Origin of the sequence: Candidatus Nitrotoga sp. BS (assembly GCF_927797785.1) — a bacterium.
In the GTDB taxonomy this organism is placed as follows: domain Bacteria; phylum Pseudomonadota; class Gammaproteobacteria; order Burkholderiales; family Gallionellaceae; genus Nitrotoga.
Map to the genome: position 1 here is coordinate 14,017 of NZ_CAKMLL010000058.1, position 16,356 is coordinate 30,372.

The following is a 16,356-nucleotide window of genomic DNA, read 5'->3' on the forward strand; positions in this document are numbered from 1 at the left end:
TCAATACATTGATTGAAACATTCCAGATTTGATGTTCTAGATACCGTCGCCGCAAGATGCTGCGCTCACGTTTGCTTGGCGGCTGGCACGAATATGCTAAACAGGCCACAGATTAGGACAGTAGGAAATTAAAAACCGGCGCGGAAAATTTCAGCACCGGCGTTTTAAAAATGTTGGGCTTCGCAAGCTTAGCACCAGCCTACGGTAGCCCAGCTTACCGTGTTTCGTTCTCTAGCTTAGATTTAGCGATAGTCGTCGCGTATACTCGCTAATGAGTTTCGAGCAAGTCAAATCGTTCCGTATTTGTATGAATTGTGCTTTATCACTGAAACCGTCTTTGATTTGATCGGAATTACTCTGTGATAGGCCAAAAGCAGTTGCGAATACGGATGTTGTTCTAGACGTTAGGCCAGAAAATAACAAATCTAAATTCAGCCGATGAAAAGCAAATCCGAGAAAGAGTAACCGTTCGGCGTTAGCAACGGTGGCTCTTATAGATTCGATGTCACTCACTGAAGGATCCGTGCCCTCAGTAAACGTCCTGAGTAACTTGGAGATTGTGATCAATTGGTGAGTATTTGGTGTAGCTCCATATTCAATTTTTTCCTTCTTGGATTGAGTCATCCAAGGAAGTGCGCCAACACTACCATAGGGGTGATGTACTTCTAAAAGTGCAACAATGCTCGCAGCTTCGTCCTTTGATATGCCATAGTATTGTTGGAGCCAGAAGTACAAACAATGTTCGAAGCAACGGTCGTAATTAAAACTAACGACGGCAACCTTTTGAAGTCGCTCAGGTAGATTCTCTTTCTGACAATTCTCTGTGAGTAGTTGGAAAAATGCGTTAAACCACGTGTTTTGGATGCCGCCGAAATTAAGTTTATTATTGATATTGCTAGGATTGATGAATAGCTTGCTTCGAGCCTCCTCCTCTAATATGCATCGTGTGATCGCCAATTTGCCACAAAACGCAACTAACTCATCATTTCGATGAGAGTCGATGAAGTTGTCAATTGATATGGCCATAGGCATTGCGTCTCGAATCAGGCACGAAGCTTTGATGAGCGACTGCTTGTTCGCTGGATACACATCAGGACCAGTATTGGCAACTTGAAAGGCTCGCATAATTTCATCGTCACCACTGTTTTCTGGTCTGCCAACATCATCAAACTTAAAATCTAGCTTTTTTGCGATTTGATGCTTTAGATCAGCGCCAACTGGAAGACCGACTTCATTACTAGCGCCGGCACCAAGTACAAGTAAAAGGGATTTGTTTAGCATAGGAAGCTCTTTGAAAATCATGTGGTAGATTGCTAATCATGAACCGCAACACCCAACATGTTAGATCATACAATGACCGTCGGCTTATGAGAGACCTCAGGGTTGGATTCGATTTAATTACCCCATTTATTCCTTATTCCATTCCTATGGTTCATAGAAGCATCTTACGAATAGATTACGATAACGTACGAGCTTGGTCGTGAGTGTCGCTATTTCTAAAATCTAATTTGGAGCTGAATTGTTGCCATGTTTGGTCTTTATCACGCGAGTGCCACTTTTATTCCTGACATCGTGGCCCCAATAATTCTTCCCATAGCGTAATTACCGATGCAGTGTCAATTTCATTCCTGTCAATGCGGCAGGGTGATTGGTTATTCAGACGCATCTTGTGTTGCATTGCGCGCAGGGTGCGGTAGCAATTGCTTGCCGCTTCCGCTAATTCCACTTTTATTAATCCTAGTTTACTGGCGAGCATTAGCAGTGCCAAATTGCCACTGTTAGCAGTTAATTTGGGCTCGGTGTGAGCATGTGCCAGTACTAAAAATTGCACTATGAATTCGATATCCACCATGCCGCCGGGATCATGTTTGATATCGAACAAGTCGCCGTCATTGGGATGAGAGTCCAGCATTTTCTGACGCATTGCCACAATCTCTTGACGCAGCTCATTGAGGTCACGCGATTTGCACAACACGTTATTGCGTATGGTTTCAAATTGTTTGCCTACATGTGGATTTCCGGTACAGAAGCGCGCTCGTGTCAGCGCTTGATGCTCCCACACCCAGGCGTGCTGCTGCTGGTATTCAGCGAATGCGGGAATGGAGCTAACCATCAGGCCACTGGCGCCATTCGGGCGCAGGCGCAAATCTATTTCATACAAACGACCCGCTGAGGTATAGCTGCTTAACAGGGTGTTGATGCGTTGAGCCAGTCGGGCATAAATTTCTGCTACGTCGGGATGCTGATCATCGTATAAAAAAATCAGGTCGAGATCGGCAGCATAGCCGAGTTCGCGACCACCCAGTTTGCCATAGGCGATAATGGCAAATTGCGCTTGCTCTTGATGCCTTTTGCGCGCATCACGCCAGCACAGTTGCAACACATGGCGCAAAATCAGGTCGGCCAGGTTGCTGAGATGATCGCTAAGCGTTTCTAACGGCAGCAGCCCTTGCAAATCCATTGCCAATAAATGGAATGTTTGGCCATGCTGGAACTGGCGAAGCACATCCATCTGGCGTTCTGTATCCGTATTGCATTGATCAAGTTGCGTCAGTAGTTCTGCGTCAAGAGCATTCCAATCGGGTGCACGGTAGATTTCACGTGCATCGAGCAATTCATCCAGCAAAATGGGATGTTTAATCAGGTATTCGCACGCCCACTCGCTGGCGCTGGCGAGTCCGATTAAACGTGGTAAAACCACGGGATATTCGGCCAGAAAGGCCAGATAGGAGGCGCGCCGACTAATACTTTCCAACAGATTCAGTATGCGTGGCAGGGTTTGGTCACGGTTGTTCGGCTCTGCACATAGTGTGATGAACTGCGGAATCAGTTTGTCTATACGTTGGCGGCTTGTGTCCGGCAGTTGACGGTAACGGCCACTGTCACGGATATGCAACAGCCGTTCAGCCAAGGTTGTTGTGTCTGTATATCCTAATTTGACAAGGTCATTTTGCAACTCTTCCGTATTTAAATTTTCGTTCCAAAGCGCACTTGCTACTGTGCTGTCTTCTTGCGTGTTGAAAATCAGAGCGAATTGTCCGCTTACCAACGAGCGGTGGTGCTTTAATTGTTTCAACATGGCACCGTAATCCGGGTAACCCATACCTTCGGCTATTACTGCCTGTTCTTCACTGTTCTTCGGTAAATCATGAGTCTGCTGGTCATCCAGATATTGCAGGCGATGCTCCAGATTACGTAAAAATACATAAGCTTCACTCAACTCTTTTACGGTGCCTGGTGGAAGTTGGCCGTTTTCGCTTAGAAGTTGCAACACTTGTAAAGTGGGACGGATGCGCAGGCTGTCATCGCGCCCACCCCGTATCAATTGAAAAACTTGAGCTATGAATTCGATTTCGCGGATGCCGCCTGATCCCAGTTTGATATTATCAATTCGATCGCGGCGCTGAACTTCCTGGCTAATTTGTGCATGCAGTTTGCGCATGGATTCGAATGCGCCGAAATCGAGATATTTGCGGAATATGAATGGCTGTACGAGCTGCATGAGTTCTTGCGTAGCGGGATAATCTGCCGGAGAGATTACGCGAGCTTTAATCCAGGCATATCGTTCCCATTCTCGACCTTGTTCTACCAGATATTCCTCTACCGCTGCAAAACTCATCACCAGTGGTCCGCTGTCACCATATGGCCGTAAACGCATGTCCACGCGGAATACATAGCCATCCTGGGTTAGTTCGCTAATCAGGTTAATGAGGCGACGACCCAGGCGGGAAAAAAAATCGTGGTTACTGATATTGCGAGAGCCATTGCTGTTTCCGTCTTCCGGGTAGACAAAAATAAGATCAATATCAGAGGAAACATTGAGCTCCATGCCGCCCAGCTTGCCCATGCCTACAACCAGCAATTGCTGCGGCGTGCCGCACAGTTCACCTATCGGCTGGCCATACTGCTGCTCCAGTGTTTCCATAATGAAGTGTTGCGCACGCTGTACGGTCAGTTCTGCTAGTGCTGACATGCAGGTCGTAACTTCTTTTAGATTGGCCAGTCCGCCCAAATCGCGCGCTAATAGCTTGAGCATGACGCGCTTGCGTAAGCAGCGCAGCGCGCATGACAGCGAATCTTCGTCTGTGACTGGCATGGTGGCTAGCCATGCCGTCATTTCATCCATATTGCAGGGTTGAGCATAGTTCGCGCGCAGCCACGGCAGTAATTCGACTTCGCTGTCGAGCAGGCGCTGTGCGTATCGACTGCAGCGCCGGACGCGCTGTAAAGTAATGTCGAAATTATCGGAGATGGGTGTGATGACGGTATTCATAGAGGGGGCTTAAGGTTAAACTGTTTATACTTAATTGTTCATTATAAATCTGCTATGCGTGCCTCGGTTTATTTGTTTACATGGTTATGTGGTAATCCCCTTATATGTTGAGAGCTTGTGCGTGGTTTTGTTGGCGCTGCTGTAGTCAATTAACGCGATTCGCGCTGTTTGGTGCAGTGTTGTTGTTGTTTATTGGCGGGGGATTGATGTTGGCATTGCGGTACTGGATATTGCCTGATATCCAACGCTATCACGAGAATATTAGCGCTATGGTCAGTCACGCTGTCGGTCAGACAGTGACTATTGGCAAGATTGAGGCAGACTGGCAGGGCATGCGCCCGCATTTGTTGTTTACCGATGTACTAATTCTGGATAAACAGGGAAAAACTTTGCTTGCATTGCAGCAAGTGGACAATGTGGTGTCGTGGATGACCGCTCTGACGGGGCAGTTACGTCTATATAGCCTGGAGATTAACCAGCCGGACTTGCTGATTCAGCGGGACGCGCAGGGCGCGTTGCATATTGCTGGCATGGCGATGTCGAGTAATATTCCTGGACAGCCTGCGGATCACGGCCTGTCGGATTGGTTACTGCACCAAAAATATATTGTAGTTCGTAACGCGCGCATTACTTGGCAGGATGAGCAGCGCGCTGCGCCCCCGTTGATATTAAATCAAGTAAACATGCTCATTAAGAACAGTGGGCATCGTCACATGTTTTCGCTGTTAGCGAAACCGCCAGCGGAATTGTCAGCGCAACTGGATCTGCGCGGTGATTTTGTCGGTGCCAGCTTTGATAACTTCAATGCTTGGCGCGGAGAGGTGTATACCGAGCTTGATTATGTTGATGTTGCTGCCTGGAATACATGGTTGCCGTTGCCCATTTCTCCCAAACGAGGCAGAGGTGCGCTACGTGGTTGGTTGGGTGTAGACAAGGGGAAGATCAGTCAGTTTACTGCTGATCTGGCGCTGGCTGGTATACAGACACAATTGGCCGATGATTTGCCGCCACTCAATATGATTAAGCTGCGTGGTCGTGTTGAATGGCATGACGTAGCTCGGGGTTTTGAGATCTCTACGCGAAAATTATCATTGCAAATGAATGATGGTCTTGTGATACAGCCAATTGATTTGTATATTAATTTTTCAGATTCTACAAGTAAGAAAGCTGCTGTCGGTGAGGTGCGTGTCAATACGCTGGATATGAACAGCTTCACCAGATTGATGCATTTTCTGCCGTTGACGTCTAGCCTGAAGCAGCAGCTTGCTAAATTTTCGCCACAAGGACGGATAGCAGATGTACAAACAAAATGGCAGGGTAATTTTGACAAGTTATTAAATTACGAGATTAAAGCGCGTTTCGACGGACTATCAATACTGCGTGCGGGCAATATTCCAGGATTTACTCGACTGAGCGGCCAAGTGAACGGTAACGATGTCAACGGCACGCTGTCTCTCAATACGCGCAATTCGACGGTGGATGCGCCACTGATCATGCCGGAACCTTTGGCCTTTGATTCGCTCGTAGCACAGTTGAGTTGGCAAAAACATGACCATGGCATGGAAGTCAATTTTAAAAAGGTTTCCGTTGCGAATGCCGACCTAGCCGGGAATTTTTTTGGTAGCTATCAGTCACTACCTCAAAGCCCTGGCTTGATTGACTTGACAGTTCATTTGACGCGCGCCGCAGTGCGTCATACAGCTCGCTATATTCCATTGGTTGCGTTGAATAGCGAAGCCCATGATTGGGTACGCAATGCGCTGGTCGACGGTCAGGCAGATAGTTTTAATCTGCGCCTGAAGGGTAATTTAAATGATTTTCCATTTGATGGGAATCGTAATGGTTTGTTCCAGATCCGGGCGCGTGCAACTGGGGTGGTGGTGGAATACGCGAAAGAATGGCCTCGTGTGGAAAATGCCGTTGCGGAATTGGTGATGCAGGGCAAACGGCTTGAGGTGACTGCTCCGACTGCTATGACTGTGGGTGGGTCTCTGGAAAATATTAGCGTGGTTCTACCGGATATAGTAAGCCCTGACTTACTATTGCAAGTGAGCGGTGAGTCAGTGGGGAATACGCAGTATGGTCTGAATTTTATAAAGCTAAGTCCGGTGCGTGGGTATATCGATGGACTCACCGACAACATTACGTCGAGTGGTAATGGCAATCTGAAGCTACATGTAGATATTCCATTGCGCGGTAGTAAGTCAGCAAGAGTTTCCGGTCGTTATCATTTTCTCGATAATGAAGTGAGCTTAGGTAAGAGTTTGCCAGTATTACATAAAGTTAGTGGTGATCTGTTGTTCAGTGAATCATCGATACGCACGCAGGGCGTCATTATGCAAGTGCTTGGAGGACCTGCTACCCTGACAGTGCAGAGCTTTAAAGGCGGCGCTATAAATGCCAAGGTGGCTGGTCGCGCAAATATTGACGTCCTACGTGGGGTAGCGCCGAATTCGTTGCTGAATCATCTGCATGGTAGCAGCGATTGGAAGTCAGAAATTTCAGTGATGAATAAACAGATCCGTATGCAACTTTCATCCAATTTGATCGGGCTGACATCTGACCTGCCTGCACCATTTGCAAAGCGCGCTAACGAGACTATTCCGCTGCGCTTAGATATGAATAGCTTGACTGCGGATCAGGACGTGTTATCGATGCAATATGGCAAGCTCTTCAGCGCGAAATTTTTGCGTAGGGACGACGAGGGGGGTGAGCGGCTCGTGAAGCGCGGCACGGTAGACTTTGGCAATACGGGTAAATGGGTGGAACAAGATGGCGTGTGGCTAGTCGGCGCGGTGCCGCAGATATCGTTGGAAGGTTGGGGAGCATTGGCTAGCGCATCGGATGGATCGACACCGGTCAGTATCGCAGGTGCCGACTTGCTGATCCAGAAAGTCAGTGGATATGGTTATATGGCAAATGATCTTCGTATCAATGCACGTAATGTTAATGGTACGGTGGTTGCCCTACTAGCAGCCAAGTCAATTAATGGTGAAGTGAGCTGGCATCCGCAAGGTAACGGCAAATTTGTTGCTCGCTTGAGAAATGTGTCTCTCGAGTTGGATCGAGATGAAAGTGGAAAAAAGAAAAATGCTGTAGCTCAATCTAATTTTTTAAAAAAAAATATTGCTAGCATAAATCATCCTGCGCTCGATTTGGCCGTGGATAGCATCACACTAAATGGCAAGAATCTGGGCAAGCTTGATTTACTTGCGCAACAACACGAGCGCGACTGGCTATTGGAGCGCTTAATTATCACGAATCCAGATGGTGAGTTGACTGCGGATGGAAAATGGCAGATGACCCCTAGTGGAGAGCAGGCTCAAGTCAACCTCAAGCTGGAAATCAGTGATTCAGGGAAAATGCTTGGTCGTTTCGGTTACCCAAATAGTGTGAAGGATGGCAGCGGAAAACTGGAAGGGACGTTTTCCTGGCCCGGTGCGCCAGCCGAATTCAGCTATGCCACGCTGGATGGTACGCTCAAGCTGAACACTGACAAAGGACAGTTCCTGAAAATCGATCCGGGCGTGGGTAAGTTGCTCAGTATTTTGAGCTTGCAAGCTCTGCCTCAACGCATTGCGCTGGATTTTACGGATGTGTTCAGTGCAGGTTTTAAGTTTGATCATATCAAAGGAGTGGCACAAGTCAGGAAAGGGGTTTTGTTTACCGATGATTTTAAAATTGAAGGTTCGGCCGCCAAAGTGACGATGAGAGGGCAGGTGGATCTAAACCACGAAACGCAAAACTTACGAGTGCGCGTTCTGCCTACTGTTGGGAACACTGCAGCCTTACTGAGCGCGTTTGCCGGTGGTCCGGTAGTGGGTATTGGAGTCTTCATTGCCAGCAAGATATTGCGCGAACCACTCGATAAGTTGGCGTCGTTTGAATACAATGTTACGGGTGCATGGGCTAACCCAAATGTAGAAAAGGTGGGTGTGAACAAGTCTGTTACGCCACCGTAGACGTAACACTATGAAAGATTTAAAGATGCAAAATAGTAATGCCACCCAACGATATGCCAAGGCTCAAGATCAAGTTAAGACTTTCAAGGTTGCTGCCGTACAGATGGCTTCGGGGCCAAACGTCTCGGCTAACCTGGGCGAGGCACGCCGCCTGATCGAAAAAGCTGTGGATCAGGGTGCACGCTTGGTTGTATTGCCGGAATACTTTCCCATCATGGGACTAAAGGATACGGATAAATTGGCAGTGCGCGAGCAACCGGGTAGCGGCATGATCCAGACTTTTCTGAGTAAGATTGCGCGCGAGCTTAAAATATGGCTGGTTGGCGGTTCCATTCCTCTGGTGGCGGATGAGCCAGACAAAATGCGTAATGCCTGCCTGGTGTATGACGATAATGGAGAGCAGGTAGCGCGCTATGACAAAATTCATTTGTTTAATCTCGAACTCGGCAACGAACATTACGACGAGGGTCGGACTATTGAGCCAGGTAAGCAGGTAGTGGTGGTGGATAGTCCGTTCGGCCGCCTTGGTTTGGCGGTTTGTTACGATTTGCGTTTTCCTGAGTTGTTTCGCGCTATGCACAATGTAAATATTATTGTGCTACCTTCCGCCTTTACTGAGACCACTGGGAAAATGCATTGGGAGGTGTTGGTGCGCGCGCGTGCTATCGAAAATCTGGCTTATATAGTGGCCGCAGGGCAGGGCGGTTACCACATCAATGGTCGCGAAACACACGGCAATAGCATGATTGTTGATCCGTGGGGTAAAGTGCTGGATCGATTGCCACGCGGTTCAGGCGTCGTGGTTGCGGAAATTAATCCATCCTATCTCGCTAGCTTGCGCGCGAGCTTGCCAGCGCTATCACACCGTACGATTACCTCATCTCTTAGGTGAACGACAGGCCAGTGAGATCACTGACTCCTCTATGGGGCAGTGAGGAACGGTTTTACGCACAGCTTGTCTCATCGAAACGTTATGCTAATAAAGGGGGGTTCCCCTTATGTGTATCCCTACATGACTCAGGATAAAAAAGTCCGAGTAATTTTTTACAGCTTTAAATACGCACCTCATGAATGAGCTTGATTTTTTGTAACGATCTTTTAAATTTCTATAGGTTTGACAATGCAAAATAACGATACTGTATTTGCCCTTGCCCAGCAGTCACTACTGGTACCGCATGCGCTTGAATCTCGCCATCTGGAGCAAACGTTTTCCAAAATGCTGGCGAACAAAGTGGATTACGCTGACCTGTACTTTCAGTACAGTCGTGCCGAAAGCTGGTCGCTTGAAGAAGGTATAGTCAAGTCTGGCAGCTTTGGTATAGATCAAGGTGTAGGCGTGCGGGCGGTGAGCGGTGAAAAGACTGCTTTCGCGTATTCCGATGACATCAGTTTGGCCGCCTTGGAAAGTGCAGCACTGGCGACGCGCGCGATTGCCCGGCAGGGCGGGACGCAAACTGTGCCGCTGTTACGCGCGAATAGCAACAAACATTTCTATCTACCACATGACCCTATCGCCAGTTTGAAAGATGCTGACAAGGTTGCGATGCTGGAACGCCTGGAGCGTCATGCGCGCGCCTTGGATCCGCGTGTTACCCAAGTAATAGCCGGGCTGGCAGGCGAATATGAGGTGGTGTTGGTGGCGCGTAGCGATGGCTTGATGAATGCTGACATTCGCCCACTGGTGCGTCTTTCGGTGCAAGTTATTGTAGAAAGCAACGGTAAGCGAGAGCAGGGTGCATCTGGAGGAGGCGGACGTTACGATTATGCCTATTTTACGGACGAAGTTTTATACGATTATGCCGCCAAAGCGGTACATCAGGCAGTTATTAATCTGGATGCCAAGCCAGCCCCGGCGGGAAATATGACCGTTGTACTTGGTTCCGGCTGGCCTGGTATTCTGCTCCATGAAGCTGTAGGGCACGGTCTGGAAGGCGATTTTAACCGTAAAGGCAGCTCCACTTTTGCCGGCCGCATCGGTGAACGGGTAGCAGCCAAGGGTGTGACGGTAGTGGACGATGGTACGATTGCTAACAGGCGCGGTTCGCTACAAATGGATGATGAAGGCAACCCTACGCAGAGCACGGTTTTGATCGAGGACGGTATTCTCATGGGCTATTTGCAGGACACTTTGAATGCGCGCCTGATGGGCGTGCCAACTACCGGTAATGCTAGGCGCGAATCTTTTGCGCATCTGCCGATGCCGCGCATGACCAACACTTATATGCTGAATGGCGATAAAGACCCACAGGATATTATTGCTTCAGTCAAACGTGGGCTGTATGCCGTGAACTTTGGCGGGGGGCAAGTGGATATTACCAGCGGAAAGTTTGTGTTTTCCACCGCTGAGGCATACATGATTGAAGACGGTAAGATTACCTATCCAGTGAAAGGTGCAACTTTGATCGGCAATGGCCCTGAGGCATTAACCCGTGTTTCCATGGTAGGCAATGACATGGCGCTTGATCCTGGTGTTGGTGTTTGTGGCAAAGAGGGTCAGAGCGTGCCGGTAGGCGTAGGTCAGCCAACAGTAAGAATAGATGGGCTGACAGTGGGCGGTACTGCGTAAGAGGTAAAAGCAGTGTGATGTGCGGTGTATATAAATCGCTTCCCACATCACGCCACATTTTTTCTTGATTACACTTTCGAAGATCGGCACTCTTCACAAAAATACTTCATCTGTTGAGCAAAAGTTGAATTTGTATTCGCATATTTATGCGTCTGCATCTGTCACTGCACCTAAACTTGCGCTGGACACCAGTCGTGCATATTTTGCCAATACACCGCGTTTATAGTGTGGTGCCGGTGGCTGCCACAGGTCACGTCGCCGCGCAAGTTCTTGGTCGTTTACGTTTAGCTGTATCAGGCGGGCTTCAGCATCAATGGTAATAGAATCTCCTTCTTCTACTAGTGCTATGGTACCGCCCACTGCTGCTTCGGGCGCAACGTGCCCAACTACAAAACCGTATGTGCCACCTGAAAAGCGGCCGTCGGTAATCAGCGCGACGCTTTCGCCCATTCCGGCGCCCACCAATGCTGCAGTGGGTGATAGCATTTCACGCATTCCTGGTCCTCCTTTTGGACCTTCGTAACGAATGACGAGTACTTCCCCGGGATTAATCTTTTCTGCAAGAATCGCTTCCATGCAAGCTTCCTCTGAATCGAACACGCGCGCAGGGCCAGTGATTTTAGGGTTTTTAATGCCACTTATTTTGGCCACTGAACCCTCCGTCGCCAGATTGCCTTTAAGAATTGCTAAATGTCCTTGCGAATAAATTGGGTTACTCCAAGCGCGAATCACGTCTTGGTTAGAACGTGGTTTTTCAGGAACGTCTTTCAGTACCTCCGCAATAGTTTCGCCGGTGATAGTCATGCAGTCGCCGTGCAACAAGCCATGTACCAAGAGCATCTTCATTATTTGCGGAATGCCACCGGCTTTGTGAAGATCGGTTACCACGTAGCGTCCAGATGGTTTCATATCGGCGAAAACAGGGACGCGTTTTCGGATCGTTTCAAAATCATCAATGCTTAAGTCAACACCCATCGCATGTGCGATAGCCAGCAAATGCAAGACCGCATTAGTTGTTCCACCTACCGCCATAACTACGGAAATTGCGTTCTCGAAAGCTTTTTTCGTTAAAATTTGAGATGGTAGTATTTGCTTCTGGATGGCTTGTACCAAAACTTCTGCTGACCGTGCCGTACTGTCCGATTTCTCCGCGTCTTCTGCCGCCATGGTGGACGAATATGGCAGGCTCATGCCCATCGCTTCAAATGTTGAGGACATGGTGTTAGCGGTAAACATTCCACCACACGAACCCACTCCGGGGCAGGCTTTGCGCTCGACGGCTAGAAGCTCTGCGGCATCGATTCGATGTGCGATAAATTGTCCTACTGCCTCAAAGCTGCTGACAATGGTCAAATCACGCCCGTTGAGGTGACCCGGTTTGATGGTGCCACCATAAACGAAAATAGCTGGAATATTCAAACGTGCGAAGGCGATCATGGCGCCCGGCATATTTTTATCACAACCACCGATGGCGAGTATGCCGTCCATGCTTTGACCACGGCAGACCGTCTCGATTGAATCAGCAATCACCTCACGGCTGACCAACGAGCATTTCATCCCTTCGGTCCCCATCGAAATGCCGTCAGATATCGTGATAGTCCCAAATACTTGCGGCATTGCACCAGCGGCGTGAGCCGCTTGCTCAGCCCTTGTTGCTAGAATACCCAACCCCGCATTGCAAGGAGTAATTGTGCTATACGCATTGGCGATGCCTACAATAGGTTTGTTGAAATCATCATCGCCAAAACCTACGGCGCGCAACATGGCGCGGTTAGGTGAACGCTGCACCCCTTGTGTGATGGCTTTACTATTGGTGTTGCTAGGCATGATGCTTCCTTTTAATTAATTAAGTTAATGCTTGTTCTGCGCTGAGCACTTGGTGTTGTTATTGAGGTCAAGAAGTGCATTTATCTTGTGGCGCAGCCAATGACTAATGTTAGCAGAAATCAAACTACATCATAGGCAGCAAGTAGCGCTGATGCAGTTCTTAAACTATCACTCTGAATTAATTCTACGGGATTCTGAGTGTATATATTAGTCTCGAATTATATTTTTAACCCCCCAGATTACGCTTGACTTGCTTACTATTATAAAACCAGATTGGTCATAGTAGGTTTGGAAATAGCGGCGCATAATCTCCACTTGTTAATGCAAATTGGAGAATTAAATGATCAACAACCTCACAAGTATAAAAGCTGGCCTTGCGTTAGTAATGCTTTGTTTGCTCTTCGGTATTGGTCTTGGCGTAACCTTCGGAGTCAACGAGGCTTTTTTCGAAACGTATGTAGCTCAAGGGATTGCTGCGCACCCAGAACTTCATGATGCGAACAGCCCTAAAAAGATTTGGCGCTATGCCCAACGAGCACATTTTCACGCGACAGGAATAGCCGCTTTCTCTATTGGTTTATTGCTGCTTGTTGCAGCGTCTAGTCTCAAGCAACAACTCAAGAAGATCGTCGCTTTACTCATAGGCCTTGGCGGCTGTTATCCGCTCGCTTGGTTTACAATGTTCGTCGTTGCACCATCTATAGGAACAGGCGCGGCACATACTCACCCGGTGACAGAAATGCTTACCTATGTTGGAGTTGGTGGATTACTGCTTGGTTTAGTACTTTTGATAGCCAATCTTTTTCTTGGATTGTTCAGTGAATGAAGCGATACATAACAGTTTATTTCAAGGATGAAAACGAGTTGCCCCTGAGTATTAATGGTAGATGTCAGTAGTGTCCGGCAATTTAGTTAACTATATTCAATTGGTTGCTGTTTTGAGGTGTAGTCATTCCAACTCCATATTTTTTAATAAGTGATTGATCATTGTTTACCCAAAAATTTCAGGTTTAGGCTGGCTGAAAATTTGCTAATTGTTAGAGCGCAGTTAATACTGCACAGCTATATTATGGAGCTCACTGATGAAAACAAAAGCTGCAGTTGCATGGAAGGCTGGTGCGCCGCTGACGATAGAAGAAGTTGACTTGGCAGGGCCAAGGGAGGGTGAAGTGCTGGTCGAGATCAAAGCGACCGGGATTTGTCACACCGATTATTACACGCTGTCTGGTTCCGATCCGGAAGGTATTTTTCCCTCGATCCTGGGGCATGAGGGCGCGGGCATCGTAGTAGATGTCGGTTCGGGCGTTTCCTCTCTTAAGAAATACGACCATGTCATTCCGCTATATACCCCTGAATGTCGTCAATGCAAATACTGCCTGTCGCGCAAGACCAATCTTTGTCAAGCCATCCGCTCGACTCAGGGGCGCGGCTTGATGCCGGATGCTACTTCACGTTTCTCGATCGACGGCAAGCCCATCTATCACTATATGGGAACTTCAACTTTCTCCAACTACATCATAGTTCCTGAAATCGCTTTGGCCAAAATTCGTGAGGATGCGCCATTTGACAAAGCATGTTACATCGGCTGTGGTGTGACGACTGGTGTTGGTGCCGTAGTTTTTTCAGCTAAAGTCGAAGCCGGCGCGAATGTAGTAGTGTTCGGACTGGGTGGCATTGGTTTGAACGTAATTCAAGGCGCAAAGATGGTGGGTGCCAACAAGATTATCGGAGTTGACATCAATCCCGATCGAATCGAGATGGCGCGCAAGTTCGGCATGACCGATTTCGTGAATCCGAAAGAAGTTGGAGATGTTGTTGATTACGTAATCCAACTGACCGACGGTGGTGCTGATTACTCCTTTGAATGCATTGGTAATGTCACTACCATGCGGCAGGCACTTGAGTGTTGCCATAAAGGCTGGGGTCAGTCGTTCATCATTGGCGTTGCCGCAGCTGGACAGGAAATCAGCACTCGCCCATTTCAGTTGGTCACCGGTCGCGAATGGAAAGGATCCGCTTTTGGCGGGGCACGCGGCCGTACCGATGTTCCTAAAATTGTTGACTGGTACATGGAAGGTAAATTGAATATCGATGATTTAATTACCCATACATTGCCGCTGGAGCGCATCAACGAGGGTTTTGATTTGATGAAAAGCGGCGAATCGATTCGTTCCGTCGTTCTGTATTGAACGGACTGCGTCATGCTTGAACTGACCAGTGAAAACGCATGTTTCGGAGGAGTGCAGAAATCCTATACACATCATTCCGAAGAAATTGGCTTGCCGATGCGGTTTTCGGTATTTCTGCCGCCACAGGCGCAGGAAGGCAATGTTCCCGCCCTGTTCTGCCTGGCCGGCCTGACCTGTACGGAAGAAACATTCATGATCAAGGCAGGTGCTCAGCGTATTGCTGCGCAGCAGGGGCTGATGCTGATTGCGCCTGATACCAGCCCACGCGATGCCAAACTTCCAGGCGAAGCAGATAGCTGGGATTTCGGGGTCGGCGCAGGTTTTTATCTTGATGCAACTGAAGCACCATGGAACAAGCATTACCGTATGTACAGCTACGTGCTGGAGCTATATGACTTGATTGTGCGGAAATTCCCAGTGCTGCCTTACGGTATTGGCATTACCGGACATTCAATGGGTGGGCATGGGGCGCTTGTCCTGGCGTTGCGCAACCCTGCTCTTTTTAAAACAGTATCAGCATTTGCACCGATCTGCGCACCGAGTCAATGTCCTTGGGGCGTAAAGGCATTTTCTGCGTATCTGGGCAGCGAGAAGGAGAGCTGGCAGCAATATGATGCCAGTGCACTCATGGAGCAAAGGCACGCGCCATTTCCAAGCGGGATACTGATTGACCAGGGTTTGAGCGATAAATTTCTTCTGGATCAACTGTTTCCGCAAGCGTTCGAAGCGGCCTGCAAAAAAGCGCAACAGCCCTTGGAGCTACGCAGGCATGCCGACTACGACCATGGGTATTACTTTATTTCAACATTCGTCGAAGAGCATATTCGATTTCACCATCGAAATTTAGGTGGGATCGCTCGGTAGAGATAATTGAATATTAGGTCAGTGTTTGCAGATTTATTCATGTGGTTTCACACAATGTCTGAAGTCGGCGGTAGCATTGTTCTCATGTGACAGTGCGCATTTACATTAGAGCAAAGCTGTCCATGAACCAAGATTGAGGATTAAAATTTTTTAAGTATATCTATTAATTTGTGACGCTATGATTGCCATTGACACAATGGCTTGATACAGTACAGTGTTTTTCAACTAAAGGGAGTTACACTATGAATAAAGCGGAGCTGATCGATGTAGTAGCTAAATCCACAAAAAATACAAAGGTAAATGTTGAGGAGATACTGAATGCTTTGATGGCTGCTATACAAGCATCATTGGTAAAAAACGATAATGTACAGTTGATTGGCTTTGGTACCTTTGCAGTCGAACAGCGTGCTGCTCGGATAGGTCGGAACCCGGCTACTGGAAAAGAGTTGAAAATACCTGCCAAAAAAGTTGCGAAATTTAAAGTAGGCAGCAAGTTGAAAGACGCAGTTGCTGGCGCAAAAGCTAAGAAGAAATAATCAATGCAATTAAGCGTGTCCCTCACTAAATCGGGGGTGGGGGCACGTCGTTTCATCATTTCTGAATAAATACTCATGCCTCAGTTTTCGATATTATGCTCTAAACCCTGAAGTTCACGCTTCCCATCTTCACTATTTT

At 48.0% G+C, this 16,356-nt stretch carries 10 protein-coding genes; 7 read left to right on the plus strand and 3 right to left on the minus strand.

The window, feature by feature from the left end; all coding sequences use genetic code 11:
• Positions 1–231: 231 nt before the first annotated feature.
• Together MJ769_RS06565 and glnE are read right to left on the minus strand one after the other, a co-directional pair.
• Positions 232–1,302: a hypothetical protein gene (locus tag MJ769_RS06565; RefSeq protein ID WP_239235450.1), complete on the minus strand. Its 1,071-nt coding sequence runs from the start codon at positions 1,300–1,302 to the stop codon at positions 232–234.
• Positions 1,303–1,558: 256 nt separating this feature from the next.
• Entirely contained in the window at positions 1,559–4,273 is a 2,715-nt protein-coding gene (glnE, locus tag MJ769_RS06570) for a bifunctional [glutamate--ammonia ligase]-adenylyl-L-tyrosine phosphorylase/[glutamate--ammonia-ligase] adenylyltransferase (RefSeq protein WP_239235452.1), read from the minus strand.
• 104 nt (positions 4,274–4,377) lie between these two features.
• On the opposite strand from glnE, the gene MJ769_RS06575 reads away from it, so the two are divergent.
• The 3 genes from MJ769_RS06575 to tldD all read left to right on the plus strand — a co-directional run bounded on the left by MJ769_RS06575 (position 4,378) and on the right by tldD (position 10,801).
• Complete coding sequence (locus tag MJ769_RS06575) at positions 4,378–8,235, plus strand: YhdP family protein (RefSeq protein ID WP_239235454.1); 3,858 nt, start codon at positions 4,378–4,380, stop codon at positions 8,233–8,235.
• A gap of 25 nt (positions 8,236–8,260) precedes the next feature.
• Positions 8,261–9,127: a carbon-nitrogen hydrolase family protein gene (locus tag MJ769_RS06580; protein ID WP_239235511.1), complete on the plus strand. Its 867-nt coding sequence runs from the start codon at positions 8,261–8,263 to the stop codon at positions 9,125–9,127.
• 228 nt (positions 9,128–9,355) lie between these two features.
• Positions 9,356–10,801 carry a metalloprotease TldD gene (tldD, locus tag MJ769_RS06585; protein WP_239235456.1) on the plus strand — a complete coding sequence of 482 codons (1,446 nt, stop codon included), beginning with the start codon at positions 9,356–9,358 and terminating at the stop codon, positions 10,799–10,801.
• A 144-nt stretch (positions 10,802–10,945) separates the two neighbouring features.
• Here the strand turns inward: tldD and ilvD are convergent, their stop codons facing one another.
• The gene (gene ilvD, locus MJ769_RS06590; RefSeq protein WP_239235458.1) at positions 10,946–12,628 is read right to left on the minus strand and encodes a dihydroxy-acid dehydratase; all 1,683 of its coding nucleotides are present in this window, start codon (positions 12,626–12,628) and stop codon (positions 10,946–10,948) included.
• A gap of 340 nt (positions 12,629–12,968) precedes the next feature.
• Here ilvD and MJ769_RS06595 point away from each other — a divergent pair, with 340 nt between their 5' ends.
• The 4 genes from MJ769_RS06595 to MJ769_RS06610 all read left to right on the plus strand — a co-directional run bounded on the left by MJ769_RS06595 (position 12,969) and on the right by MJ769_RS06610 (position 16,217).
• Complete coding sequence (locus tag MJ769_RS06595; RefSeq protein WP_239235460.1) at positions 12,969–13,454, plus strand: hypothetical protein; 486 nt, start codon at positions 12,969–12,971, stop codon at positions 13,452–13,454.
• Between the two features lie 256 nt (positions 13,455–13,710).
• Positions 13,711–14,817, plus strand: coding sequence for an S-(hydroxymethyl)glutathione dehydrogenase/class III alcohol dehydrogenase (locus tag MJ769_RS06600; RefSeq protein ID WP_239235462.1), 1,107 nt, complete (start codon positions 13,711–13,713; stop codon positions 14,815–14,817).
• Positions 14,818–14,829: 12 nt separating this feature from the next.
• Positions 14,830–15,681 carry an S-formylglutathione hydrolase gene (gene fghA, locus MJ769_RS06605; protein ID WP_239235464.1) on the plus strand — a complete coding sequence of 284 codons (852 nt, stop codon included), beginning with the start codon at positions 14,830–14,832 and terminating at the stop codon, positions 15,679–15,681.
• Between the two features lie 242 nt (positions 15,682–15,923).
• Positions 15,924–16,217, plus strand: coding sequence for an HU family DNA-binding protein (locus tag MJ769_RS06610; protein WP_239235466.1), 294 nt, complete (start codon positions 15,924–15,926; stop codon positions 16,215–16,217).
• Positions 16,218–16,356: the final 139 nt, after the last annotated feature.